This is a genomic window from Phycicoccus flavus, from assembly GCF_004025965.2.
Classification (GTDB): domain Bacteria; phylum Actinomycetota; class Actinomycetes; order Actinomycetales; family Dermatophilaceae; genus Phycicoccus; species Phycicoccus flavus.
Genome location: NZ_SAYU02000013.1, coordinates 1 through 24,468, shown reverse-complemented (window position 1 = coordinate 24,468; position 24,468 = coordinate 1). Strand labels below are relative to the sequence as shown.

Below are 24,468 nucleotides of genomic sequence, written 5' to 3'. Positions count from 1 at the left end.
ACGGGCGTCAGGCCGGACCGGACTCGAAGGGACCCAGCAGCCGTCGCAGCAGCTCGGCGAGGTCGGCCTGCTCGTCGTCGTCCAGCTGGGCGAGCAGGGCCCGCTCGTCGGCCAGCAGCTCGGCGAGCGCGGTGTCGACGGCGGCCATCCCGGCGTCGGTCAGCCGGACGAGGACGCCGCGGCGGTCGCCGGGGTCGGGGTGGCGCTCGACGAACCCGCGGGCCGCGAGCCGGTCGACGCGGTTGGTCATCGTCCCGCTCGTCACGAGCGTCTCGGTGACGAGCTGCCCCGGGCTCAGCTCGTAGGGGGCGCCCCGACGGCGCAGAGCGGACAGCACGTCGAACTCCCAGCGCTCCAGGCCGGTCCCCGCGAAGGCCCGGCCCCGGGCCAGGTCGAGGCGCCGGGCCAGCCGCGAGATGCGCGAGAGGACCTCGAGGGGGGTCACGTCCAGGTCGGGTCGCTCCCGGCGCCAGGCCGAGACGATACGGTCGACGTCGTCAGCGGCCATGCGGTGATGCTACTCCCCGTCAAGTATCTTGACATCGAGATACTTGCGCGCGACCATGGCCGCACGCCGGGCCGAGGAGGACGTCATGCGCGAGACCCCGAGCTGGGACCCCAGCGCCTACGGACGGTTCGCCGACGAGCGGAGCCGCCCCTTCGCCGACCTGCTGGCCCAGGTCCCGGCGCAGGACCCGCGCCTCGTCGTCGACCTCGGTTGCGGGCACGGCCCGACGACCCTGCGCCTGGCGCAGCGCTGGCCGGACGCGCGGGTCGTCGGGGTGGACTCCTCGGCGTCGATGCTGGACGCCGCGCGCGAGCGGGACGAGGCCGGGCGCGTCGAGTGGGTTCAGGCCGACCTGCGCGACTGGGACCCCGCCTCGCTCGGGGACCGGCCCGACGTCGTCGTCACGAGCTCGACGCTGCAGTGGGTGCCCGGCCACCTGGACCTCGTCGGCGACTGGGTGGCCGCGCTGGCCGACGGCGGCTGCCTCGCCCTCCAGGTCCCCGGCAACTTCGACGCCCCGAGCCACGCCCTCATGCGCGAGGTCGCCGAGGACCACCCGCGTCGGGGCGAGCTGACCGCGGCCCTCGAGGTCCCGTCGGCGGGGGAGCCCGCGACGTACCTGCGGGTGCTGACCCGGCTGGGCTGCGACGTCGACGCCTGGGAGACGACCTACCTGCACGTCCTGGACCCCGGGGCGCAGGACGAGAACCCGGTCCTGACCTGGGTGACGGCCACCGGGCTGCGGCCGGTGCTCGACCTGCTCACCGGCGAGGACGAGCGCGAGGCCTTCCTCACGCCGTACGCGCAGGCGCTGCACGAGGCGTACCCGCGGACCTCGGCCGGGGTGATCTTCCCCTTCCGGCGCATCTTCGCGGTCGCGCGGCGCAGCGGGCGGCCGCCGGCCTGAGGGCCGGTCAGCCCGAGGCGGTCAGAGCCGCTCCATCGTCTCGGGTGTGAGGGTCGGCTTGGCCTCGAGCCCGGTGAGCCCGTTCCAGGCGAGGTTGACGACGTGGGCGGCGACCTCGTGCTTCTTGAACCGATGGTTGTCGAGCCACCACTGGCCGGTGAGCGCGATCGACCCGACGAGCATCTGCGCGTACATCGGGGCGGCCTTGGGGTCGAGCTTGTGGCGCTTGAACTCGGCCGCGAGGATGTGGTCGACCTGGCTGGAGATGTCGCTCATGAGGCTGGCGAACGACCCCGTCGCCTGGCCGGGCGGGCTGTCCCGGACGAGGATCCGGAAGCCGTCGGCGTGCAGCTCGACGTAGTCGAGCAGGGCGAGGGCGGCGCGCTCGATGAGCTGGCGCGAGGTCCCGCCGGAGTCCAGCGCCGAGGTGACCCCGCCGAGCAGGGCCTCGATCTCGCGGTCGACGACGACGGCGTAGAGGCCCTCCTTGCCGCCGAAGTGCTCGTAGACGACCGGCTTGGAGACGCCGGCCGACGCCGCGATCTCCTCGATCGTCGTGCCCTCGACCCCGTGGTCGGCGAAGTGCTTGCGCCCGACGCCGATGAGCTGCTCGCGCCGCTCGCGGCCCGTCATCCGGGACCGCGACCCGCGTGCCTTCTTCGCCCCGGTGTCCTCGCTCACCGGGTCATCATGCCAACCGGCGGCGACAGCCGCCCGCGCGTCCGCGGTGGGCCCCCGGGCCGGGGGAGGGCCGGGAGCGGCTCCACTACGCTTCTCGCCAGCCGTCCGCCGCGGGCGGCGGTCCCCGGTTGGTCTGCTGGCAGGGCCCGCCTGACTTTGAATCAGGACAAGCGACGTAGGTTCGATTCCTACCCGGGGAGCCCCTGCCCCCGGGCCCACGGCGCCCGGGCCGCCCCACCCGGCGGCCGACGCCGGCCTCCTCCTCACCCCGCTCCTGTCGAAGGCGGCCGGCACATCGTCCGAACGGACGACCCCGGTGCGACAATCGGATGACCTGGTCTCGACGCAGAGGGAAGCAGAGGAGCAGACGATGACGAGCGATGTGATGAACGCGGCGATCCGCTGGGTGTTCTGGGGGATCCTCTACCTGACCACCGTCCTCGTGGCCGTGCTGCTGTTCCTCGGCAGCTTCGCGCCCTACGTCCCGGGGCCGCTGCGCTGGGCCATGCTCGGCGTCGTGGTCTTCGGCATCGTCCTCGACGCGCAGACCAAGGCCCGCGGCAGCGACACGACGAGCAAGCCCGGCCCGCCTTCCGGCGGCGACCTCGAGCCGTCGACGGTGCGCAACCGCTGACGTCCCCCCTCGCCCGCCTCGATTACGCCGCCCCGCACCGCCGGGGCGGCGTCGTCGCGACCGGGCCCGGCCTCGCGGGCGGCCCCCCGGGCTGGACGCCCCCGGCCCTACCCCTGACCGCCCCGTCCCGCCCATAACGGATGCCATGTCGCAGAGGGAGATCCGTCCCGGGTCCCCCTGCTGACGCGCGCCTAGCGTGGCAGGACGAGATCGAGTCCTCCCTCCCCGTCCCTCCCGCCCTCCTGGCCGCCTCGACGCCGAGCGGGGACGACCCGCCCGCCCCGCGGACGGGCGGAGCGAAGGGAGCGTCGATGACCACGATGGCCCGGACCGACGACAAGCCGGTCAAGAGCCTCATCCCCGCACGCATGCACGACATGCCCTGGGTGAAGTTCCACTGGATGGTGATCTTCGGGCTGGGGACGGCCTGGATCCTCGACGGCCTCGAGGCCCAGATCGTCGCCGCCGGCGGTTTCGAGAAGACGCTGCACATGTCCGCCGCCGACGTCGGGCTGGCCGGCACGGTGTACCTCGTCGGCCAGGTGGTCGGGGCGCTGGTCTTCGGCCGGCTCACCGACACCTGGGGCCGCAAGCGCCTCTTCACCCTGACCCTCGCGGTCTACCTCGTCGCCGCCGCGGCCGCGGGCCTCGCGCCGACCATGATGCTGTTCCTCGCGTTCCGGTTCGTGTCCGGCATGGGGATCGGCGGGGAGTACTCGGCCGTGAACTCCGCCGTGGACGAGCTCATCCCCGGCCGGTTCCGGGGGCGGGTGGACCTCGCCATCAACGGCACCTACTGGGCCGGCGCCGCCATCGGGGCGTTCGGCTCGACGATCCTGCTCGACACGAGCCGCTTCGGGCAGGACGTCGGCTGGCGCCTCGCGTTCTTCATCGGCCCCGTCCTCGGTCTCGGCATCATCTACCTGCGCCGGCACATCCCCGAGAGCCCGCGGTGGATGGTGACGCACGGTCACGCCGAGGCCGCGGAGAAGGTCGTCGCTGACCTCGAGCAGGACGTCCGCGACGCCGGCAAGACCCCGCCCGAGCACGGGGACGACGAGGCGATGTGGATCAAGGCGCGCGAGGGCCTCACCCCCCGCCAGCTCGGGTACGTCTTCTTCCGGATGTACCCCACGCGCACGGTGCTCGGCGCGACCCTGATGATCACCCAGAGCTTCCTCTACAACGCGATCTTCTTCACCTACGCGCTCGTCCTGCAGAACTTCTACGGCAAGTCGGCGTCCGAGGCCGCGATCTACTTCTTCCCCTTCGCCGTCGGCAACCTCCTCGGGCCGCTGCTGCTCGGGCCGCTGTTCGACACCGTCGGGCGCCGACGGATGATCACCGGCTGCTACGGGTTCGCCGGCGTCGTCCTCGCCATCTCGGCCTGGCTCTTCCAGCAGGACGCCATCGGGGCCGCCACCCACACGGCGTTCTGGTGCGTCGCGTTCTTCTTCGCCTCGGCGGGCGCCTCGGCCGGCTACCTCACCGTGTCCGAGATCTTCCCGCTCGAGGTCCGCGGCCAGGCGATCTCGTACTTCTTCGCCGTCGCGCAGGTGTTCGGCGCCATCGGCCCGGTGTTCTACGGGTGGCTCATCGGCGACGGCAAGGACCGCACCCCGATGTTCTGGGGCTACATCATCGCGACGGTCATCATGCTCGTCGGCGCGGGCGTCGCCTGGCTGTGGGGTGTCGACGCCGAGAACAAGTCCCTCGAGGAGGTCGCGCCGCCGCTCACGAGCTACGACGCGGAGGGCAACGAGACCGTCCACCTCCCGGTGTGAGCGAGGACGCGCCATGAGTGCCCACGAGTACACCGTCGTCGTCGGGGTCAGCCCCCGCTCCAGCTCGCCGACCGCGCTGCTGTGGGCGAGGCGGCAGGCCCGAGAGCACGGCGGACGACTGGTCGCGCTGCGGGCCTGGAAGGCGCCGACCCCGCAGGCGACACCGTCGGGGACGACCGCCGCCCGCGTGCCCCGCAGCACCGACTCCGAGCACGAGGCGTTCAGCCGGCTCGTCTCCGACGTCGCCGAGGTCCTCGGGCCCGACCACGGCGCCGAGCTCGTCGTCACCCGCGGGGACCGGCGCCGGGCGCTGCTGGCCGCCGCGCGGGACGCCGACCTCCTCGTCGTCGACGCCCCGCGCTCGCTCGCCGCGTCACCGCTGTTCGCGCACCGCCTCGTCTACGCCGCCCCGTGCCCGGTCGTCGTCATGCCTCCGCGCATCTCCGGGGAGCCCGAGACCGGGCTGGCGCGTGCGTCCCGGGCCGCCGGCGCGGCCGCCGTCCGCGCGGCGGGGACCGCGGGCCGTCCGGGTCTCGGCACCCGCCGGACCTGACCTCGGCGCCCCGGGACGGCCGCGCGGGCCGGCGTCCCACCCAGCCGACAGGGGGTCGGCCCCGGGCCGCGGGTGCCGCCCGAGCCGACGCGGTCGGGGGGAGGGACCGCGCGCCCGGAGGGGCCGGTGCCCGGCGGTAGGCTGGCGGGCGGCCCGTGGCCCCGACCCCCTGGAGCACAGCGCGTGAACGCGACCCGACCGGCCGCCGTCATCGTCCTCGCCGCCGGCGAGGGGACGCGGATGAAGTCCTCGACCCCCAAGGTCCTCCACCGCATCGGCGGCACCGCGCTGCTCGGTCACGCCGTCCGCGCCGCCCGCGCGACGCGGGCCGAGCACGTGTCGGTCGTCGTCCGGCACGAGCGGGAGCGGGTGGCGGCCTTCCTCGCCGAGCTCGACCCGACGCTCGTCGTCGCCGACCAGGACGACGTCAAGGGCACCGGGCGCGCCGTCGAGTGCGGGCTGGACGCCCTGCCCGCCGGGCTCACCGGCACCGTGCTCGTCACCTACGGCGACGTCCCGCTGCTGAGCGGCGACACCCTCGTCGCGCTCACCGAGGCGCACCTCGCCGCGGGCAGCGCCGTCTCCGTGATGACCGCCCACCTCACCGACCCGACGGGGTACGGCCGGGTGGTCCGCGACGACGAGGGCCGGGTGCTGCGCATCGTCGAGCACAAGGACGCGAGCCCGGACGAGCTCGCCGTCACCGAGATCAACTCCGGCATCTACGCCTTCGACGCCGGCGTGCTGCGGGACGCCCTGTCGCAGGTCGGCACCGCGAACGCGCAGGGCGAGAAGTACCTCACCGACGTCGTGCAGATCGCCCGCGAGGCCGGTCACGGCGTCGGCGCCCACGTCGTGCCGGACCGCTGGCAGACCGAGGGCGTCAACGACCGGGTCCAGCTGGCCGCGCTCGGGCGCGAGCTCAACCGCCGGGTCTGCGAGCGACACCTGCGGGCCGGCGTGACGATCGTCGACCCCGCGACGACGTGGATCGACGTCGACGTCTTCATCGGCCAGGACACGACCGTCCTCCCCGGCACCCAGCTGCTGGGGGCGACGAGCATCGGCGCCGAGGCCGTCATCGGGCCGGAGGTCACCCTCACCGACACCGAGGTCGGCGACGGCGCGACGGTCGAGCGCACGGTCGCCACCCTGGCCGTCGTCGGGCCGGGGGCCACCGTCGGGCCGTACTCGTACCTGCGGCCGGGCACCGAGCTGGGCGCGAAGGGCAAGATCGGCGGCTTCGTCGAGACGAAGAACGCGCGGATCGGCGCCGGGTCCAAGGTGCCGCACCTGTCCTACGTCGGGGACGCCGAGATCGGCGAGGACACGAACATCGGCGCGGCGTCGGTGTTCGTCAACTACGACGGCGTCTCCAAGGCGCGCACCGTCGTCGGCAACAACTGCCGGATGGGTAGCGACAACATGTACGTCGCCCCGGTGACCGTCGGCGACGGCGCGTACTCCGGTGCCGGCACGGTCATCCGCAAGGACGTGCCGGCGGGGGCGCTCGCGGTCAACGTCGCGCCGCAGCGCAACATCGAGGGCTGGACCGAGCGCAAGCGGGCCGGCACCCCGGCGGCCGCCGCGGCCGAGCGGGCGCGGACGGCCGGGGGTCCCGCCGCCGGTGACGACGCCGGGTCCGCTGCCGACGACGACGCCGGGTCCGCCGGCGATGCCGGTCCCGTCGCCGGAGAGGACGTGCCCCGGTGAGGGAGGACGGGACGCCGCCCGAGGAGTCGCGGGGCGCGAGGAGCGGCAAGGGCGGGAAGAGCAGCAAGGAGAGCCGGCCGCCGTCGGCGAACATCCGCAAGCGGCCGAAGAAGCAGCTCATGGTGTTCTCCGGGCGGGCCAACCCCGGCCTCGCGCAGGAGGTGGCCAAGCAGCTCGGGACCGAGCTGGTGCCGACCAGCGCCTACGACTTCGCCAACGGCGAGATCTACGTCCGCTTCGAGGAGTCGGTGCGCGGCTCGGACGCGTTCGTCATCCAGAGCCACACGAGCCCCATCAACGAGAACATCATGGAGCACCTGCTCATGGTGGACGCGCTGAAGCGGGCGAGCGCCAAGCGGATCACCGTCGTCATGCCGTTCTACGGCTACGCCCGGCAGGACAAGAAGCACCGCGGCCGCGAGCCCATCAGCGCGCGGCTCGTCGCCGACCTGTTCAAGACGGCCGGGGCGGACCGGCTCATCTGCGTCGACCTGCACACCGACCAGATCCAGGGCTTCTTCGACGGCCCCGTCGACCACCTCATGGCCATCCCGGTCCTCTCGGAGTACGTCGACCAGCGCTACGGCGACCAGGACCTCGCGGTCGTCTCGCCGGACGCGGGCCGGATCAAGGTCGCGGAGCAGTGGAGCAAGCGGCTCGGCGGCGCGCCGCTGGCGTTCATCCACAAGACCCGGGACATCAACCGGCCGAACGAGACCGTCGCCAACCGGGTCGTCGGCGACGTCGAGAACCGGGTCTGCATCCTCGTCGACGACATGATCGACACCGCGGGCACCATCACCAAGGCCGCCGACGCGCTCAAGGCCGCAGGCGCCGCGGAGGTCGTCATCGCCGCGACGCACGCGATCCTGTCCGAGCCGGCGGTCGAGAAGCTCCAGGCGTGCTCGGCCCGGGAGGTCATCGTCACCAACACGCTGCCGATCAGCGCGGACAAGGAGTTCGAGGGCCTCACGACGCTCTCGATCGCCCCGCTCATCAGCGCCGCCATCCACGAGGTGTTCGAGGACGGCTCCGTGACGAGCCTCTTCGGCGGCCGCGCCGGCCCCTCCTGACCCCGGCGAACTTTCTCGCCTGATCCCGGAACGTTCGGGTTCGCGCACCCTCCGTTCCCCGGCGAACCCCAAGGTCGGTGGATCAGGCGAGAAAGTTGTGTGGGCTGACGGCGGGGGCGGGGGTGTCAGGTGGGGCGGGGGCGTAGGGGGGTGGGGCGGGGTCAGCCGGCCTCGGCGGCCTTTCGGGCCCGGTAGGCGGCGACGTTGGCCCTGGTGCCGCAGGTGCCGTCGCAGAACTTGCGGGAGCGGTTGCGGGAGAGGTCGACGTAGACGTCGGAGCAGTCCTCGGCGCTGCACACCTGCAGCCGCTCGCGCTCGTCGGCGCGGATGACGTCGATCATCGCCATCGCGACCTCGACGGCGAACCGGTCGGCGAGCGGCGCGTCGTCGTCGGTGGCGTGGACGTGCCAGCCCTGGTCGTCGTGCTCGACGAGCCGGGGGAGCGCGTGGCCCTCGGCCAGCAGCGCGTTGACCTCGGCCACCTGCTCCACGAGGTCCATGAGCCACAGCCGCTCGATGCGTCCCCGCACCCGCTGCAGGTGCGCGACCTCCGCGGCGTCGCCGGGCCGTCCGCCCGTCCAGCCCCAGTCGTCCATCCAGGCGAGCACGGTCGGCAGGTCGGGCAGGTCCTCCTCGCCCGACGTGCCGTGCCCGGGCGCGGTGTTGACCAGCGCGGCGGCGTGTCGCAGCACGAGGTCCGTGTCATGGGTGAAAACCACTTTGACTCCTGACGGGTCCTGGCCTAGTGTCATACCCAACATAACAGTTGACTCCTTACATACCGGAGCGGCGACGGGGCCGCGACCGGGACGGGGAGCATCGGAGGGAGGTCCACCATGGTCGAGGTCGTCCGCCGCACGGTCGGCATCGGGGTCGCGGCGATGCTGCTCGGCAGCTTCGCGTTCGGGACGTCGGGTCCGTTCGCCAAGGCGCTCATCGAGAGCGGGTGGTCCCCCGGGGCGGTCGTCCTCATCCGGATGGCCGGCGCCACCCTCGTCCTGCTGCCCCTCGGCCTCTGGGCGGCGCGCCAGGACCTGGGGGCGCTGCGCCGCGAGCTGCCCGTGCTCGCCTGGTACGGCCTGCTCGCCGTCGGCGCCGCCCAGCTCGGCTACTTCCAGGCCATCGAGCACCTCACCGTGGGCGTCGCCCTGCTCATCGAGTACCTCGGCATCGTCGTCGTCGTCCTCTGGGTCTGGCTGCTCACCCGCCGTCGCCCGCACGCCCTCACCGGCGTCGGCATCGTGCTCGCGGTCCTCGGGCTGGTGCTCGTCCTCGACGTCGCCGGCCAGTCGACCCCGGACCTGGTCGGGGTCGCCTGGGCCTCGCTCGCGGCGGTCGGGCTCGCCGGCCACTACGTGCTCGCGGGGCGCGAGACCCGGCTGCCGCCGCTGACCTTCGCCGCGGTCGGCCTCTTCTTCGGCACCCTCGCCCTCGCCCTCCTCGGCGGCCTCGGCGTCATCCGCATGCACACCGGCGACGCGACGGTCGACCTCGCCGGGGTGGCCGTCCCCGCCTGGACCTCGCTGGCCGAGCTCGTCCTCGTCGCCGCCGCGGCCGCGTACGTCCTCGGCATCGTCGGCACCCGGCGGCTGGGCTCGACCCTGGCGTCCTTCCTCGGGCTCACCGAGGTCCTCTTCGCCGTCCTCGTCGCGTGGGTCGTCCTCGGCGAGCTGCCCGGGCCCTGGCAGCTCGTCGGTGGCATCGTCATCCTCGGCGGGGTTGCCGCCGTGCGCCTCGGCGAGAGCCGCGACGCGCGTCGCCGGGCCGCGTCGACGCCCGACGTCGACGCCCCCGTGCCCGTCCCCTGACACCCCGGGTCCGCCACGTCGGGCGACCGGGCGGCGCCGATTTCGACCTCCCGCCCCCGGTCGCCTAGACTCTCGGGGTTGCCTCGGCGAGGGACGTCGTACCGGACACCGCAGTCCGGCACCCGCGGACGCGAGTCCGCGACAGGTCCGTGATCGACGCTGGCGGCGCTCCGGCCCCCGGGTCCGGCGGCCGTCCGCGCCCGGTTCGGTGCCACGTCCCGCGTCGAGGACATCCGTCACCGTCGTCCCCGACCCACCCCAGGAGCCATCCCGTGTCCAGCGAGGTCACCAAGCTCGTCGCCGAGCAGCGCACCCAGTTCGGCAAGGGCGCCGCCCGCAAGATCCGCCGCGCCGCCAAGATCCCCGCCGTCATGTACGGCCACGGCACCCAGCCGGTGCACATCACGCTGCCGGGCCACGAGGCCATGCTCGCGCTCAAGCACACCAACGCCCTGCTCACGCTCGTCATCGACGGCACGGAGCACATGGCGCTGGCCAAGGACGTGCAGCGCGACCCCATCAAGCCGGTCATCGAGCACGTCGACCTCGTCGTCGTCCGCAAGGGCGAGAAGGTCACGGTCGAGGTCGGCGTCCACGTCGAGGGCGAGGCCGCCGCCGAGACCGTCGTCACCACCGTCCTCACGACCCTCGAGGTCGAGGTCCTCGCGACCGACATCCCCGAGTCGGTCACCGTCGACGTCGAGGGCGCCGAGGCCGGCACCCAGGTCCTCGCCGGCCAGGTGAGCCTGCCCGAGGGCGCGGAGCTGCTCACCGACCCCGAGGCGCTCGTCGTCAACATCACCCAGCAGGTCACCCAGGAGGAGCTCGACGCCGAGCTCGAGGAGGCCGAGGCCGAGGCCGGCATCGAGCGCGAGGAGTCCGACGAGGACGCCGAGGCCGAGGGCGGCGACGAGGCCGGCACCGAGGGCGAGTCCGCCGAGGGCGCGTCGTCCGAGGGCGACTCCTCCGAGGAGTCCTGAGCCACCCGCTGCACCCCGACGGGGCCCGGTCCGACCACGGACCGGGCCCCGTCGGCGTCCCCGGCCCTCTGACATGATCGACGCCGTGACCGACACCGCCCCCTGGCTCGTCGTCGGGCTGGGCAACCCCGGCCCGCGCTACGCCGGCAACCGCCACAACGTCGGCGCCATGGTCGTCGACGAGCTCGTCCGCCGGACCGGTGGCAGCCTGCGCACCCACAAGGCGCGCGCCGTCGCCGACCGGGTGCGCCTCGGCACCGGTCCCGGCGGGGTGCCCGGCCCGTCGGCCGTGCTCGCCGTCCCGTCGTCGTACATGAACGAGTCCGGCGGCCCGGTCAAGGCGCTCATGTCCTTCTTCTCCGTCCCGGTCGACCGGCTCGTCGTCGTCCACGACGAGCTCGACATCGACGCCGGGCTCGTCCGGCTCAAGCGCGGTGGCGGCGAGGGCGGGCACAACGGACTGCGCTCGATCAGCTCCTCGCTCGGCACGAAGGACTACCACCGGGTGCGGGTGGGCATCGGCCGCCCGCCGGGACGCACCGAGCCCGCCGACTTCGTCCTCAAGGACTTCTCGCCGTCCGAGCGCAAGGACCTGCTGCCCTTCCTGCTCGACGACGCCGCCGACGCCGTCGAGCACCTCGTGACCGTCGGGCTCCTCGACGCCCAGCAGCGGGTCCACGCCCCACGCTGATCCCGGGCGCCCCGGCCCGGCCCCTGGTCCGTTCGGACGAGATAAGGTCCGACCCATCGTTCCCGCCCGTCACGGGCGTTACCGTGAGGCGGTTCGTCGCCCCCGCGGTCCGAAAGGCTGGATCCATGACCCTCCTCGACGCCGTCCGTGTCGCGCGCCGCTTCTGGGTCAGCATCGCCGTGTGCCTCCTCGTCGGCATCGGCGCGGGCGCGGGGTACGCCGCCCTGCAGCCGCGTCTCTACACCGCCTCCTCCGAGGCCTACGTGCAGATCGAGGGAGGCGGCCGGTCCGTCTCCGAGGTCTCCGTCGGCAACAACGTCGCCAGCGCCAAGGCCGCCGCCTACGCGCCGCTGACCCGCAGCGGCATGGTCGCCGACCGGGTCGTGGACGAGCTGGGGCTCGACGTCAGCCCGGCCGCCGTCGCCGGCTCCATCTCCTACGCGACCGAGCCGGACAGCCCCCGCATCCAGGTGTTCGCGACGTCGACGTCGCCGCAGCGGGCCAAGGACGTCGCGGACGCCGTCGTCGGCGCCACGGCCGAGGTCGCCTCCCTCGTCGAGAACGGCGACACCCGGGGAGACACGGTCGTCCGGCTCATCCCCGTGACCAGCGCCGTCCTGCCGACGAGCCCGGTGTCGCCGAACGTGCTGCTGCTCCTCGCCACCGGCGCCGCCGCCGGGGCCGTCGCCGCCTACCTGCTCGTCATGGCCCGCCTGCGGCTGGACACGAGGATCCGCCGTCCCGAGGACGTCACCTCCCTCACCGACCACGGGATCATCGGCACCATCCCGCGCTCGCGCGACCTGCGCCAGCGGCTGCACTCCCAGGCGCTGCTCAGCGGCGCCGTCGGGGAGGCGCTGCGGCACCTGCGCACCAACCTCGTCTTCGCCGACCCCGACCACGCCCCCCGCAGCGTCGTCGTCACGAGCCCGCAGCCGGGCGAGGGCAAGTCGACGGTCTCCGCGCTGCTGGCCCGCAGCCTGGCCCTGCGCGGCGAGAAGGTCGTCCTCGTCGACGGCGACCTGCGTCGGCCCATGGTCGCGACGCTCTTCGACGTCTCCAGCGGCGTCGGCGTCACCCAGGTGCTGTCCGGGTCGGTGCCGCTGCGCGAGGCGATCGTCTCGACCGACACCCCGAACCTCTTCGTCCTGCCAGCCGGCCGCATCCCGCACAACCCGAGCGAGGTCGTCGGGTCCGACCGGATGCGCCAGCTGCTCGACCACCTCTCGAAGTCCTACGTCGTCGTCATCGACGCCCCGCCCACGCTGCCGGTCACCGACGCGCTGATCCTCTCCCAGCGGGTCGACGGCGTCCTCGTCGTCACGCTCATGGGCAAGACCCGCAAGGAGCAGCTGAAGCGCACCCTGGAGCTCGCCGCCGGCGTCAACGCCCGGGTCCTCGGCGTCGCGCTCAACGGCATCCCACAGGGCCGCTCGGCCGGGGTCTACGGGTACGAGACCTACGGCTACGAGACCGGCGGCGGCGCGTCCGCCCGCGACCAGAAGTGGTCGCTGCGCGGCCGGCGCGGCGCGAAGCCGGTGACCCGCGAGCCGGAGCCGGTCGGCGACCCCGACGACGTCTCGCTCGACCTCGACCCCTTCGCCGCCGACGACGCGGACGCCCGCGTCCGCTGACCACGCCGGTCCCGTCCAGCGGCGGCCCCACCGCCCGGCGGACCGAACCTTCACCGGCGACCCCCGACCGCCCGGGCGGCGGACCGGGGTGTCGGCGGCGACGCCTATCCTGGACGTCGACATGCCCTCGTTCTCCACGCTGCGGTCCCGGATCGCCGCTCTCCCCGCCGTCACCCGTTGTTCCGAGCACCTCGCGCTGCCCTCGGCCGAGGTCGAGGCCGCCTGCCCACCGGGCGCGCGGCCGGCCGTCATCGCGGCCGTCGCGCCCCGGCGTCACGGCGCGCCGGTCCTCGCCGTCACCGCCACCGGCCGCGAGGCCGAGGACCTGCACGCGGCCCTCGTCGCCTCCCTCGGCCCCGAGGCCGTCGCCCTCTTCCCCTCCTGGGAGACGCTGCCCCACGAGCGGCTGAGCCCCCGCAGCGACACCGTCGGGCAGCGCCTGTCGGTGCTGCGCCGGCTGGCCCACCCCGAGACCGGAGACGCCACGCACGGCGCGCTGTCGGTCGTCGTCGCCCCGGTGCGCTCGGTGCTCCAGCCCATCGCCCAGGGCCTCGGCGAGCTCCGCCCCGTCGCGCTCGCGGCCGGCGACGACGTGCCGCTGGACCGCGTCGTCGAGGACCTCGCGGCCGCCGCCTACGCCCGCGTCGACCTCGTCGAGCGGCGCGGCGAGTTCGCCGTCCGCGGCGGCATCCTCGACGTCTTCCCGCCCACCGAGGAGCACCCCCTCCGGGTCGAGTTCTGGGGCGACACCGTCGAGGAGATCCGCTGGTTCAAGGTCGCCGACCAGCGCAGCCTCGAGGTCGCCGGTCACGGCCTCTGGGCGCCGCCGTGTCGCGAGCTGCTGCTCACCCCCGCGGTCCGCGAGCGCGCCGCCGCCCTCGCCGACCAGCTGCCCGGGGTCGCCGACATCCTCGACAAGCTCGCCAACGGCATCGCCGTCGAGGGCATGGAGTCCTTGGCCCCGGCCCTCGTCGACGGGATGCAGACCCTGCTCGAGGTCCTGCCGGCCGGCTCCGCCCTCGTCGCCTGCGACCCCGAGCGGGTGCGCACCCGCGCCCACGACCTCGTCTCGACGAGCGAGGAGTTCCTCCAGGCCGGCTGGGTGGGCGCCGCCGCCGGCAGCGCCGTGCCCGTGGACCTCGAGTCCGTGCTCGGCACCGCGTCCTTCCGCACCATGGCCGAGCTGCGCGACCAGGCCCGCGAGCTCGGCGTCGGGTGGCTCGACCTCACCCCGTTCGCGGGCGACGGGGACGACGACACGATCGACCTCGGCCTCGTCGCATCGCCGACCTTCCGCGGCAGCACCGAGGACGCCGTCGCCGAGCTGCGGCGGCTCGTCGCCGACGACTGGTCGGTCCTCGTCGCCACCGAGGGCCCGGGGCTCGCCAAGCGGGTCACCGAGGTGCTCGGCGAGCACGAGATCGGGGCCCGGCTCGTGCCCGAGGACGCCGACCCCGAGCCCGGCATCGTCACGGTGACCACCGGCGCCGTCGGGGCGGGCTTCCTCGTCCCCGACGAGCGCCTCGCCGTCGTCACCGAGGCCGACCTCACCGGGTCGGCCGGCGGGTCCGGCACGTCGACCAAGGACATGCGGCGGATGCCGTCCAAGCGGCGCAACCAGGTCGACCCGCTGCAGCTGCGTCCCGGCGACTTCGTCGTCCACGAGCAGCACGGCGTCGGCCGCTTCGTCGAGATGATGCAGCGCACCGTGCAGGGCGCCACCCGCGAGTACCTCGTCCTCGAGTACGCGGCGTCCAAGCGGGGCCAGCCCGGTGACCGCCTCTACGTCCCCACCGACCAGCTGGACCAGGTGACCCGCTACGTCGGCGGCGAGCAGCCCACGCTCAACAAGATGGGTGGCTCGGACTGGCAGCAGACCAAGGGCCGCGCCCGGCGCTACGTCAAGCAGATCGCCGCCGAGCTCATCCGTCTCTACTCGGCCCGGATGGCCACCAAGGGCCACGCCTTCGGCCCGGACACCCCGTGGCAGCGCGAGCTCGAGGACGCCTTCGCCCACGTCGAGACCCCCGACCAGCTGAGCTCCATCGACGAGGTCAAGGCCGACATGGAGCGCGAGGTCCCGATGGACCGGCTCATCTGCGGCGACGTCGGCTACGGCAAGACCGAGATCGCCGTGCGGGCCGCGTTCAAGGCGGTGCAGGACGGCAAGCAGGTCGCGGTCCTCTGCCCGACGACGCTCCTGGTCCAGCAGCACCTCAACACCTTCGCCGAGCGGTACGCGGGCTTCCCCGTCGTCGTCAAGGGCCTCTCGCGCTTCCAGACCGACGCCGACGCCAAGCAGGTGCTCGCCGGCCTGGCCGACGGGTCGGTCGACCTCGTCATCGGCACCCACCGGCTGCTGTCGAAGGAGGTCCGCTTCAAGGACCTCGGGCTCGTCGTCGTCGACGAGGAGCAGCGCTTCGGCGTCGAGCACAAGGAGCAGCTCAAGGCGCTGCGCACCGAGGTCGACGTCCTCGCCATGTCGGCGACCCCGATCCCGCGCACCCTGGAGATGGCGGTCACCGGCATCCGCGAGATGTCGACGCTCGCCACCCCGCCCGAGGAGCGCCACCCCGTCCTCACCTACGTCGGCGCCTACGACGAGAAGACGGTGACGGCCGCCATCCGCCGCGAGCTGCTGCGCGAGGGGCAGGTCTTCCTCGTCCACAACAAGGTGTCGACGATCGACAAGGCCGCGGCGCGCATCCGCGAGCTCGTGCCCGAGGCCCGCGTCGCCGTGGCCCACGGGAAGATGGGCGAGCAGAAGCTGGAGCAGGTCGTCGTCGACTTCTGGGAGAAGCGCTTCGACGTCCTCGTCTGCACGACGATCGTCGAGACCGGCCTGGACATCTCCAACGCCAACACCCTGCTCGTCGAGCGGGCCGACCGGCTGGGCCTGAGCCAGCTGCACCAGCTGCGCGGACGGGTGGGCCGTGGCCGCGAGCGCGCCTACTCCTACTTCCTCTACCCGCCGGAGACCCCGCTCACCGAGACCGCCCTGGACCGGCTGCAGACCATCGCGAGCAACACCGACCTCGGGGCCGGCATGCAGGTGGCGATGAAGGACCTCGAGATCCGCGGCGCCGGCAACCTCCTCGGCGGCGAGCAGTCCGGCCACATCGCAGGCGTCGGGTTCGACCTGTACGTCCGGCTCGTCGGCGAGGCCGTCGCGTCCTTCCGTGGCGAGGGCGAGACGGCCCCGGCCGAGATCAAGATCGAGCTGCCGGTCGACGCGCACCTGCCGCACGACTACGTGCCGCACGAGCGGCTGCGGCTGGAGATGTACAAGAAGCTCGCGGCGGTCGTCGACACCCAGCAGCTGGCCGAGATAGAGGGCGAGCTCGTCGACCGGTACGGCGCGGTCCCCGAGCCGGTGCGCAACCTCCTCGAGGTCGCCCGGCTGCGGACCGTCGCCCGGTCCGCCGGCATCGCCGACATCTCGGTCCAGGGCCAGCACGTCCGCTTCGGTCCGGTGCAGCTGCGCGAGAGCCAGCAGCTGCGGCTGAACCGCGTCCACCCCGGCTCGATCCTCAAGGCGGCGACGAACGTCCTGCTCGTCCCCGCCCCGAAGACCGCCCGCGTGGGTGGCCGGCCGCTGCGCGACCGTGACATCCTCGACTGGGCCGCGCAGGTGGTGCGGACCGTCGTCATGGACAATGTCGGTGAGGCCGCCCGTGCGGCGACCGCCCCGGCCGGGGCGACCCGATCGTGAAAGGACCCCTCGTGACCCTCCCGGTTCGCCGCGTCGTCGGCGTCCTCGCGCTGGCGCTCGCCCTCGTCACCGCCGGCTGCGGCTCCCTCGAGACCAACCGCGCCGCGACGGTCGACGGCCGCGTCATCAGCGAGACCGAGGTCCAGTCCGTCATGTCGGAGTTCAACGGGATGAGCCAGCCACGGCTCGACCCGCTGACGCCGGCCACCACCCTGTCGCTGCTGCTCCAGGCCCGGCCGGCGCTGCAGTTCTTCGACGAGCACGGCGTCGTCGCCTCCGACTCGGTCGCCGAGCAGGACGCGCAGAGCCGCGGCGTCGCGGACCCCTCGCCGGCCACCATCGAGGCCCTGCGCTTCCTCGACAGCCTCCAGCAGGCCAGCGACAGCGGGAAGTTCACCCAGGCCGACCAGCAGGAGCTCGTCCAGAAGATCGCCTCGCAGAAGGTCGAGGTCAACCCCCGCTACGGCACCTTCGACCCGACGAACATCTCGGTCCAGGCCACCCAGCCCGACTGGATCACGCCCGCCTCGTGAGCGAGCGCCGGCTCGGGCTCGTCGTCACCTCGCCGCGCGTCGCCCCCGGGCTGCTGTCGGTCGCGGCGTGGCGTGCGGTGACCGAGGCCGACCGGCTGCTGGCGCGGGCCGCCGACGAGCCCCTCGTCGAGGCGCTCGAGGACGCCGACCTCACGGTCGAGACCGTCGGCGACGTGGCTCCGCCGGAGCTCGCCCGCACCCTCGTCGACCTCGCCGCGACGACGTCCGTCGTGTGGCTGGGCTCTTCCGACGGCGACCCCGGGCTGTCCGACGCGGTCGCCGCCGAGGTCTCCCGGCTGGACACGCCCCCGGACGTCGAGCTCGTCGTCGGCTCGTGGGACGTCCAGGGCGGCCGGCTGCTCGACGTCGTCGCGGCCATGGACCGGCTCCGCTCGCCCGGCGGCTGCCCGTGGGACGCCGAGCAGACGCACACCACGCTCGCGCCGTACCTGGTCGAGGAGACCCACGAGGTGCTGGAGGCGATCGGGTCCGGGGACCCGCGGGCGCTGGCCGAGGAGCTCGGCGACGTCCTGCTCCAGGTCGTCTTCCACGCCCGGGTCGCCGAGGACGCCGGGGCGGACGGCTTCGACGTCGACACCGTCGCCGGGCTGCTCGTCGACAAGCTCGTCCGGCGGCACCCGCACGTCTTCGCCGACGGCGACGCCACGACGCCGGAGCAGGTCGAGACCGAGTGGGAGCGGATCAAGGCCGACGAGAAGGCCGCCGGGGGCTACGCGGACGACCTGCTCCACGGCGTCCCGGCCACCCTGCCGCCGGGGCTCGCGGCGGCCAAGGTCCTCTCCCGGATGCGCCGCCGGGGCCAGAACCCCGACCCCGGGGCGCTCGCCCGGCTGCAGTCCGCGCAGGAGGCGGTCGAGTCCGCCGAGGCGGAGGCCCGCGCGGCGCTGCGCGGGCTCGCGGGCCCGGCCGGTGGCCCGAGCGGCGGCACGAGCGGGGCCGGCGGACGCGGTCCGGCGTGAGCCTCCTACCCGCACCGCCCACCGGGGACCCCGACGGCGTCGTCTCCTGGACCGCGAGGCACCTGGGCGACCTCACCGCGGAGGGGGCCGACGGCGTCGCGGCCAGCGGGCGGTTCACCGGCGGGCAGCGGGCGGCCGACATCGCCCTGGCCGGGTTCGACGTCACCGGCTACGCCCGCCGCCGCAACCAGGTCTGGCCGGCCGAGGCGCGGGGCGCGTCCGGGCTCTCGCCGTTCGTCCGCCACGGCCTGCTGGGCCTGCGCGAGGTGTGGGACCACGTGGCCGGGGGCCCGGCCGGCGACGTCCGCAAGTTCCGCGACGAGCTGCTGTGGCAGGAGTACGCGCGCCACCTGTACGCACGGGTCGGCACCGCGACCCGGGACTCGCTGCGCTACGCCATGCCGCCCGACGCCCCGCGCCCGGACTCGGCGGACGACCCCGCCGCCCGCACCGCGCCGTGGTCGCGCGAGATGGCCTGCCTCGACCTCACCGTCGGCGAGCTCGAGCGGGACGGCTGGCTCGTCAACCAGACCCGGATGTGGCTGTCCTCGCACTGGACGGTCCGCGAGGGATGGGGCTGGCGCTCCGGCGAGGACGCGTTCTTCACCCACCTGCTCGACGGCTCCCGGGCCGCGAACCGGCTGGGCTGGCAGTGGACGGTCGGCGCGGGCAGCCCGAAGGCGTACGGGTTCTCGCGGTGGCAGGTCCGCAAGCGCGCGCCCGGCCTCTGCGAGCGGTGCGCCCTGCGGGACGCCTGCCCGATCGCCGGGTGGCCGGACACCGACGGCGCCGGCAGCGCGACCGGACGGGTCGCCGACCCCGACCCGCGGCTGCGCCACGACCCCGACCCGGCGGCCACCGCCGGACCCCGCGAGGTGGAGTCGGGCGGCGAGCCGGAGGCGGTGTGGCTGACCGCGGAGTCCCTGGGGGCGGACGACCCGGCCCTGGCCGCCCACCCGGACCTCCCGGCCGTCTTCTGCTTCGACGAGCCCCTGCTGCGGCGGCTGCGGCTGTCCGGCAAGCGGCTGGTCTTCCTGGCCCAGACCCTCGCCGAGCTGGGGGAGGAACGCGAGGTGCGGCTGCACCGGGGCCGGGTCGGGACGGAGCTGGCCGGCACCCGGCTGGCCGTCACCCACGCCCCCGTCCCCGGGTTCGCCCCCCGGGCGGCGCGCCTCGACGTCGCCGAGCGGCACCCCTGGCCGTGGCTGGTGCCCCCGCACGCCGGACCCGTCACCTCCTTCAGCGCCTGGCGCAAGGCCGCCGGCCGGCGCCTGCCGCGCTGACCCCGACGGGGCCCTAGTCTGTGCCGGTGCCCGAGCCCGTCCGCGTCGTCGTCGTCGGCGGGGCCGTCCTCGACGCCAAGGTCCGCACCGCGGGCGAGCCGGTCCTCGGGACGAGCAACCCCGGCACGGCGACGAGCGGGGTCGGCGGGGTGGGCCGCAACGTCGCCGAGAACCTCGCCCGGCTGGGCTCGCCGACGGTGCTCGTCGCCGCCGTCGGGGACGACGTCGCCGGCCGGACGGTGCGGGCCCGGACCGCGGCGGCCGGCGTCGACGTCGACCACCTCGTGACGACCGGGCTGCCGACCGGCACCTACACCGCGGTGCTCGACCACCGCGGCGACCTCCTCCTCGCCGTCGCCGACATGCGCGCCACCGACGAGCTCGGCACCGGCGACCTCGCGGTGGTGCCCGCCCTCCTCGCCGGCGCGGGGCTGCTCGTCCTCGACGGCAACCTGGACGTCACCGTCCTGCGGGCCCTGCTGCGGGAGGCCGACGAGGCCGGCGTCCCCGTCGTCCTCGAGCCGGTGAGCGTCGCCAAGGCGACCGCCGCCGCGCCGGCCCTCGACGACGGTCGGCCCGTCCACACCGTCACGCCCAACGCCGACGAGCTCGCCGCCCTCACCGGCCTCCCCGTGCCGGACTCGGTCGCGGACGTCCGCGCGGCCGCCGAGGTGCTGCACGCCCGCGGCGTCGAGCGGGTCTGGGTGCGGCGCGGCGCCCGCGGCAGCCTGCTGTCGGTGCGCACCCCGGACGGCCCTCCCCGCGCGGTGCTCGTCGCCGCCCCCACGACGGACGTCGTCGACGTCACCGGCGCGGGCGACGCGATGACCGCGGGCTACGTCCACTCCCTCCTGGCCGGCGCCGACGTCGTCGAGGCCGCCCGCTTCGGGCAGGTGCTGGCCGCCCTGACCTGCGCCTCGCCCGACACCGTCCGTCCCGACCTCACCGCGGCGCTCGTCGCGGACCGCCTGACCCCCACCGAGCCGACCACCGAGGAGCTCCCCGGATGACCACGCCCCGCCCGCCCCACGACGCCCTGGCCCTCGCGCCCGAGGTGCGCGACGCCCTGGCCGACGGGCACCCCGTCGTGGCCCTGGAGTCGACGATCATCAGCCACGGCATGCCCTACCCGGAGAACGTCGGCATGGCCCGCACGGTCGAGGGCCTCGTCCGCGAGGGCGGCGCCGTGCCCGCCACCATCGCCGTCATCGCCGGACGCCCGACCGTGGGGCTGGGCGACGCCGAACTCGAGCTGCTCGCCTCGGACGGCTCGGTGCCGAAGGTCAGCGTGCGCGACCTCGGCCGGGTCGTCTCCACCGGCTCGCACGGCGCGACGACCGTCGCCAGCACGATGCGCATCGCCGGCCTGGCCGGGATCGGGCTGTTCGTCACCGGCGGGCTCGGCGGCGTGCACCAGGGCGCCGAGTCGAGCATGGACGTCTCGGCCGACCTCACCGAGCTCTCCCGGACCCCGGTGGCGGTCGTGTCCGCGGGCGTGAAGTCGATCCTCGACATCGGGCGGACCCTCGAGGTCCTCGAGACCCTCGGCGTCCCCGTCGTCGGGTTCGGCACCGACGACTTCCCGTCGTTCTTCTCCCGCTCCTCCGGCGTCCCGGTGCCGATGCGGCTCGACACCCCCGAGGAGGTCGCGGCCCTGGCCCGGGCGACGTGGGACCTCGGCCTGCAGTCCGGCGTCGCCGTCGCCAACCCGGTGCCGGCCGAGGCGGAGATGCCGCGCGCCGACATCGACGGCGTCATCGCGCAGGCCCTGGCCGACGCCGACCGGCTCGGGGTGCGCGGCAAGGACATCACCCCCTACCTCCTGGGTCGCATCGTCGAGCTGTCCGACGGGCGCTCGCTGCGCACGAACGTGGCCCTCGTCGAGCACAACGCCCGCGTCGGCACGCAGATCGCCGTCGCCCTCGCCGCCACCCGCTGACGACCCGGGAGCGCGCCGGTCCGGGGAGCGGGTCGGTCCGGAGTGACGGAGCCCACCCCGGCTACGCTCGGCAGGAAACGTGTCCCCTCTCCACAGGAGTGTCTTGTGGCCAACATCGATGCAGTAGGCGCGCGCGAGATCCTCGACTCGCGCGGCAACCCGACGGTCGAGGTCGAGGTCGCCCTCGACGACGGCACCGTCGCCCGCGCGGCCGTCCCCAGCGGCGCCTCGACCGGGGCCTTCGAGGCCGTCGAGCGCCGGGACGGCGACAAGGGCCGCTACCTCGGCAAGGGGGTCGAGCAGGCGGTCGACGCGGTCATCGACGAGCTCGGGCCCAAGCTCCTCGGCTTCGAGGCCAGCGAGCAGCGCCTCGTCGACGCCGAGATGCTCGCCGTCGACGGCAGCCCGAACAAGGAGAAGATCGGCGCCAACGCCATCCTCGGCGTCAGCCTCGCCGTGGCCCGGGCCGCGGCCGACTCCGCCGACCTGCCGCTGTTCCGCTACGTCGGCGGGCCGAACGCGCACGTCCTGCCCGTCCCGATGATGAACATCCTCAACGGCGGAAGCCACGCGGACTCCAACGTCGACATCCAGGAGTTCATGATCGCGCCGATCGGCGCCGAGACCTTCCGCGAGGCCCTGCGCTGGGGCGCCGAGGTCTACCACTCGCTCAAGGCCGTCCTCAAGGAGAAGGGCCTGGCCACCGGCCTCGGCGACGAGGGCGGCTTCGCCCCCGACCTGGAGTCCAACCGCGCCGCCCTCGACCTCATCCTCGAGGCCATCCAGCGCGCCGGCTACACCCCGGGGGAGCAGATCGCGCTCGCGCTCGACGTCGCCGCCACCGAGTTCCACGAGGACGGCGCGTACGCCTTCGAGGGCGGCTCGAAGTCCGCGGCCGAGATGGTCGACTACTACGCCGAGCTCGTCGACGCCTACCCGCTGGTCTCCATCGAGGACCCGCTGGACGAGGAGGACTGGGAGGGCTGGAAGGCCATGACCGACCGCCTCGGCGCGAAGGTCCAGATCGTCGGCGACGACCTCTTCGTCACCAACCCCGAGCGCCTGGCCCGCGGCATCTCCACCGCCACGGCGAACGCGCTGCTCGTCAAGGTCAACCAGATCGGCTCGCTCACCGAGACCCTCGACGCCGTCTCGCTCGCGCAGCGCAACGGCTACCGCTGCATGATGAGCCACCGCTCGGGCGAGACCGAGGACACGACGATCGCCGACCTCGCCGTCGCGACGAACTGCGGCCAGATCAAGACCGGCGCCCCGGCCCGGTCCGAGCGCGTCGCGAAGTACAACCAGCTACTGCGGATCGAGGAGGAGCTCGACGACGCCGCGGTCTACGCCGGCGCCGAGGCGTTCCCGCGGTTCGCCGCCCGCCGGGCCTGACCCGCCCGGAGGACCACGAGCGATGCCCGGCCGCACCACCCGTCCCGCGTCCCGCCCGCCGCGACGCGGGACGGGGGCGCGGGCGTCCGCGTCGCGGTCCACCGGGAGCGGCGCCCGGAGCGCCGGCGGCCGCACCCGGTCGACGGCGTCCGCGGCCACCCGCTCCACCGGCACGCCGACGACGAGCAAGGTCGTCCGGCGGACCCGGTCCGGCTGGCCCGGCCGGATCGGCGGGGCCGTCACGCACCGTCTCGTGCGGCGCGGTGTCGTCCTCGCCGGGATCGCGGTCTTCCTCACCGTCCTCCTCGCGTCGTCGGTCGCGGCGTGGGTCCACCAGCGCGGGGAGATCGCCGCGCTGCAGGACCGGGTGGCCGCCCAGGAGGCCGACGTCGAGGCGCTGCGGGCCGAGCGCGAGCGCTGGGAGGACCCGGCCTACGTCGAGCAGCAGGCCCGCGAGCGGCTGAAGTTCGTCCGGCCGGGGGAGCGGTCCTACACCGTCCTGGACCCCGAGCCCGAGACCGCCGACACCCCGGCCGTCGCCGGCCCAGGCGCCGACGAGGCCGCGCCCGTGCGGCCCTGGTACGACACGGTCTGGGAGTCGGTGCGCACCGCCGACGCCCCCGGGGCCCGGCGGTGACGGGCCCCGCCGTCGTGGGTGGCCGATGACCGCGGACCGTCCGCCGGTCGCGACGGCCGACCTCGAGGCCGTCCGGCGACAGCTGGGCCGGGACCCCCGCGGCGTCGTCGAGGTCGCGCACCGCTGCCTCTGCGGCGAGCCCGACGTCGTCCGTACCGAGCCCCGCCTGCCCGACGGCACCCCCTTCCCGACGACCTTCTACGCCACCTGCCCGCGGCTCACCGGCGCCGTCTCCACGCTGGAGTCGCAGGGGCTCATGCGGGAGATGACCGACCGGCTCGACGCCGACGAGGACCTGCGCGCCGGGTACGAGGCCGCCCACGAGGACTACCTGGCCCGGCGGTCCGAGCTCGGGGAGGTCGCCGAGATCGCCGGCGTGTCCGCCGGGGGCATGCCCACCCGCGTCAAGTGCCTGCACGTGCTCGTCGCGCACTCGCTGGCGGTCGGCCCGGGCGTCAACCCCCTCGGCGACGAGGCGCTGGCCGCACTGCCGCCGTGGTGGGAGGGCCGGTCCTGCGCGACGGACGCCGAGGCGTGAGCGCCCACCCCTCGTCGCACCGGGTGGCCGCGGTCGACTGCGGCACCAACTCCATCCGGCTGCTCGTCGCCGACGTCGCCGCGGACGGGCTGGTCACCGACGTCGTCCGGCGGCTCGAGGTCGTCCGGCTCGGGGAGGGCATCGACGCCACGGGGGAGATCGGCGCGGCCGCGATGGCCCGGACGCTCGCCGTCGCCCGCGAGTACGCCGACCTGTGCCGCGAGCACGGCGTGGCGGCCGCCCGGTTCGTCGCCACGTCGGCCTCCCGCGACGCCCGCAACGCCGCGGACTTCGTCACCGGCGTCCGCGCAGCCTTCGGTGACCTCGACGTCGCGCCCGAGGTCGTGCCCGGCGAGGTCGAGGCGCGGCTGTCGTTCGTCGGTGCCACGGCCGGACTACGACGCCTCGGCACCCCCGGTCCGTACCTCGTCGTCGACCTCGGCGGCGGCTCCACCGAGGTCGTGCGCGGCGAGGACGACGTCGAG

General features: G+C 74.5%; 23 protein-coding genes and 1 tRNA gene. 21 read left to right on the top strand and 3 right to left on the bottom strand.

Going from position 1 to position 24,468, the window contains the following annotated elements; all coding sequences use genetic code 11:
* Positions 1 to 7 precede the first annotated feature (7 nt).
* On the bottom strand, positions 8 to 508 hold the full coding sequence (locus tag EPD83_RS05900) for a MarR family winged helix-turn-helix transcriptional regulator (RefSeq protein WP_128367021.1): 501 nt from the start codon (positions 506 to 508) through the stop codon (positions 8 to 10).
* A gap of 55 nt (positions 509 to 563) precedes the next feature.
* Here EPD83_RS05900 and EPD83_RS05895 point away from each other — a divergent pair, with 55 nt between their 5' ends.
* Positions 564 to 1,415 carry a methyltransferase domain-containing protein gene (locus EPD83_RS05895; protein WP_235950366.1) on the top strand — a complete coding sequence of 284 codons (852 nt, stop codon included), beginning with the start codon at positions 564 to 566 and terminating at the stop codon, positions 1,413 to 1,415.
* A gap of 21 nt (positions 1,416 to 1,436) precedes the next feature.
* Here EPD83_RS05895 and EPD83_RS05890 read toward each other — a convergent pair whose 3' ends face one another.
* The gene (locus EPD83_RS05890; protein ID WP_128367364.1) at positions 1,437 to 2,048 is read right to left on the bottom strand and encodes a TetR/AcrR family transcriptional regulator; all 612 of its coding nucleotides are present in this window, start codon (positions 2,046 to 2,048) and stop codon (positions 1,437 to 1,439) included.
* A 169-nt stretch (positions 2,049 to 2,217) separates the two neighbouring features.
* Between EPD83_RS05890 and EPD83_RS05885 the strand changes: the two genes are divergently transcribed.
* The 6 genes from EPD83_RS05885 (at position 2,218) to EPD83_RS05860 (ending at position 7,853) form a co-directional block, all read left to right on the top strand.
* Positions 2,218 to 2,296 (top strand) — tRNA-Gln (locus tag EPD83_RS05885).
* Between the two features lie 170 nt (positions 2,297 to 2,466).
* Positions 2,467 to 2,730 carry a hypothetical protein gene (locus EPD83_RS05880; protein ID WP_128367361.1) on the top strand — a complete coding sequence of 88 codons (264 nt, stop codon included), beginning with the start codon at positions 2,467 to 2,469 and terminating at the stop codon, positions 2,728 to 2,730.
* A gap of 311 nt (positions 2,731 to 3,041) precedes the next feature.
* Positions 3,042 to 4,514 (top strand): MFS transporter, encoded by a 1,473-nt coding sequence (locus EPD83_RS05875; RefSeq protein ID WP_235950365.1) that lies wholly within the window; start codon positions 3,042 to 3,044, stop codon positions 4,512 to 4,514.
* A 13-nt stretch (positions 4,515 to 4,527) separates the two neighbouring features.
* Positions 4,528 to 5,067, top strand: coding sequence for a universal stress protein (locus EPD83_RS05870; protein WP_128367360.1), 540 nt, complete (start codon positions 4,528 to 4,530; stop codon positions 5,065 to 5,067).
* Positions 5,068 to 5,250: 183 nt separating this feature from the next.
* Complete coding sequence (glmU, locus tag EPD83_RS05865; protein ID WP_128367313.1) at positions 5,251 to 6,780, top strand: bifunctional UDP-N-acetylglucosamine diphosphorylase/glucosamine-1-phosphate N-acetyltransferase GlmU; 1,530 nt, start codon at positions 5,251 to 5,253, stop codon at positions 6,778 to 6,780.
* A 92-nt stretch (positions 6,781 to 6,872) separates the two neighbouring features.
* On the top strand, positions 6,873 to 7,853 hold the full coding sequence (locus EPD83_RS05860; RefSeq protein WP_128367316.1) for a ribose-phosphate diphosphokinase: 981 nt from the start codon (positions 6,873 to 6,875) through the stop codon (positions 7,851 to 7,853).
* 161 nt (positions 7,854 to 8,014) lie between these two features.
* Here EPD83_RS05860 and EPD83_RS05855 read toward each other — a convergent pair whose 3' ends face one another.
* Complete coding sequence (locus tag EPD83_RS05855; protein ID WP_128367314.1) at positions 8,015 to 8,572, bottom strand: CGNR zinc finger domain-containing protein; 558 nt, start codon at positions 8,570 to 8,572, stop codon at positions 8,015 to 8,017.
* 117 nt (positions 8,573 to 8,689) lie between these two features.
* Here EPD83_RS05855 and EPD83_RS05850 point away from each other — a divergent pair, with 117 nt between their 5' ends.
* From EPD83_RS05850 to EPD83_RS05785, 14 genes are all read left to right on the top strand, one after another.
* A complete protein-coding gene (locus tag EPD83_RS05850) occupies positions 8,690 to 9,661 on the top strand; it encodes an EamA family transporter (RefSeq protein WP_128367315.1) in 972 nt (323 codons plus the stop codon).
* A gap of 272 nt (positions 9,662 to 9,933) precedes the next feature.
* Positions 9,934 to 10,641: a 50S ribosomal protein L25/general stress protein Ctc gene (locus tag EPD83_RS05845; RefSeq protein WP_128366674.1), complete on the top strand. Its 708-nt coding sequence runs from the start codon at positions 9,934 to 9,936 to the stop codon at positions 10,639 to 10,641.
* 73 nt (positions 10,642 to 10,714) lie between these two features.
* The gene (gene pth, locus EPD83_RS05840; RefSeq protein ID WP_165566337.1) at positions 10,715 to 11,332 is read left to right on the top strand and encodes an aminoacyl-tRNA hydrolase; all 618 of its coding nucleotides are present in this window, start codon (positions 10,715 to 10,717) and stop codon (positions 11,330 to 11,332) included.
* Positions 11,333 to 11,457: 125 nt separating this feature from the next.
* Positions 11,458 to 12,966 carry a polysaccharide biosynthesis tyrosine autokinase gene (locus EPD83_RS05835; RefSeq protein WP_128366676.1) on the top strand — a complete coding sequence of 503 codons (1,509 nt, stop codon included), beginning with the start codon at positions 11,458 to 11,460 and terminating at the stop codon, positions 12,964 to 12,966.
* Positions 12,967 to 13,087: 121 nt separating this feature from the next.
* Positions 13,088 to 16,678, top strand: coding sequence for a transcription-repair coupling factor (gene mfd, locus EPD83_RS05830; RefSeq protein WP_165566336.1), 3,591 nt, complete (start codon positions 13,088 to 13,090; stop codon positions 16,676 to 16,678).
* Between the two features lie 11 nt (positions 16,679 to 16,689).
* On the top strand, positions 16,690 to 17,211 hold the full coding sequence (locus EPD83_RS20575) for a hypothetical protein (RefSeq protein WP_128368276.1): 522 nt from the start codon (positions 16,690 to 16,692) through the stop codon (positions 17,209 to 17,211).
* On the top strand, positions 17,208 to 18,191 hold the full coding sequence (locus EPD83_RS20570; RefSeq protein ID WP_128368277.1) for a MazG family protein: 984 nt from the start codon (positions 17,208 to 17,210) through the stop codon (positions 18,189 to 18,191). Before EPD83_RS20575 ends, EPD83_RS20570 begins: the two co-directional genes overlap by 4 nt.
* A complete protein-coding gene (locus EPD83_RS05815) occupies positions 18,188 to 19,474 on the top strand; it encodes an FAD-binding domain-containing protein (protein WP_165566335.1) in 1,287 nt (428 codons plus the stop codon). The genes EPD83_RS20570 and EPD83_RS05815 overlap by 4 nt, the downstream gene beginning before the upstream one ends.
* Positions 19,475 to 19,500: 26 nt before the next feature.
* Positions 19,501 to 20,484, top strand: a complete 984-nt coding sequence (locus tag EPD83_RS05810; protein ID WP_164896453.1) for a carbohydrate kinase family protein — start codon at positions 19,501 to 19,503, stop codon at positions 20,482 to 20,484.
* Positions 20,481 to 21,413 (top strand): pseudouridine-5'-phosphate glycosidase, encoded by a 933-nt coding sequence (locus EPD83_RS05805; RefSeq protein ID WP_128366965.1) that lies wholly within the window; start codon positions 20,481 to 20,483, stop codon positions 21,411 to 21,413. The genes EPD83_RS05810 and EPD83_RS05805 overlap by 4 nt, the downstream gene beginning before the upstream one ends.
* A 105-nt stretch (positions 21,414 to 21,518) precedes the next feature.
* Positions 21,519 to 22,808 carry a phosphopyruvate hydratase gene (gene eno / locus EPD83_RS05800; protein WP_128366966.1) on the top strand — a complete coding sequence of 430 codons (1,290 nt, stop codon included), beginning with the start codon at positions 21,519 to 21,521 and terminating at the stop codon, positions 22,806 to 22,808.
* Between the two features lie 22 nt (positions 22,809 to 22,830).
* A complete protein-coding gene (locus EPD83_RS05795) occupies positions 22,831 to 23,445 on the top strand; it encodes an FtsB family cell division protein (RefSeq protein WP_128366967.1) in 615 nt (204 codons plus the stop codon).
* 25 nt (positions 23,446 to 23,470) lie between these two features.
* The gene (locus tag EPD83_RS05790) at positions 23,471 to 23,983 is read left to right on the top strand and encodes a DUF501 domain-containing protein (RefSeq protein WP_128366968.1); all 513 of its coding nucleotides are present in this window, start codon (positions 23,471 to 23,473) and stop codon (positions 23,981 to 23,983) included.
* Positions 23,980 to 24,468 (top strand): Ppx/GppA phosphatase family protein (locus EPD83_RS05785; protein ID WP_407676016.1); only part of this gene is annotated, 489 nt, incomplete at its 3' end. The genes EPD83_RS05790 and EPD83_RS05785, both read left to right, overlap by 4 nt.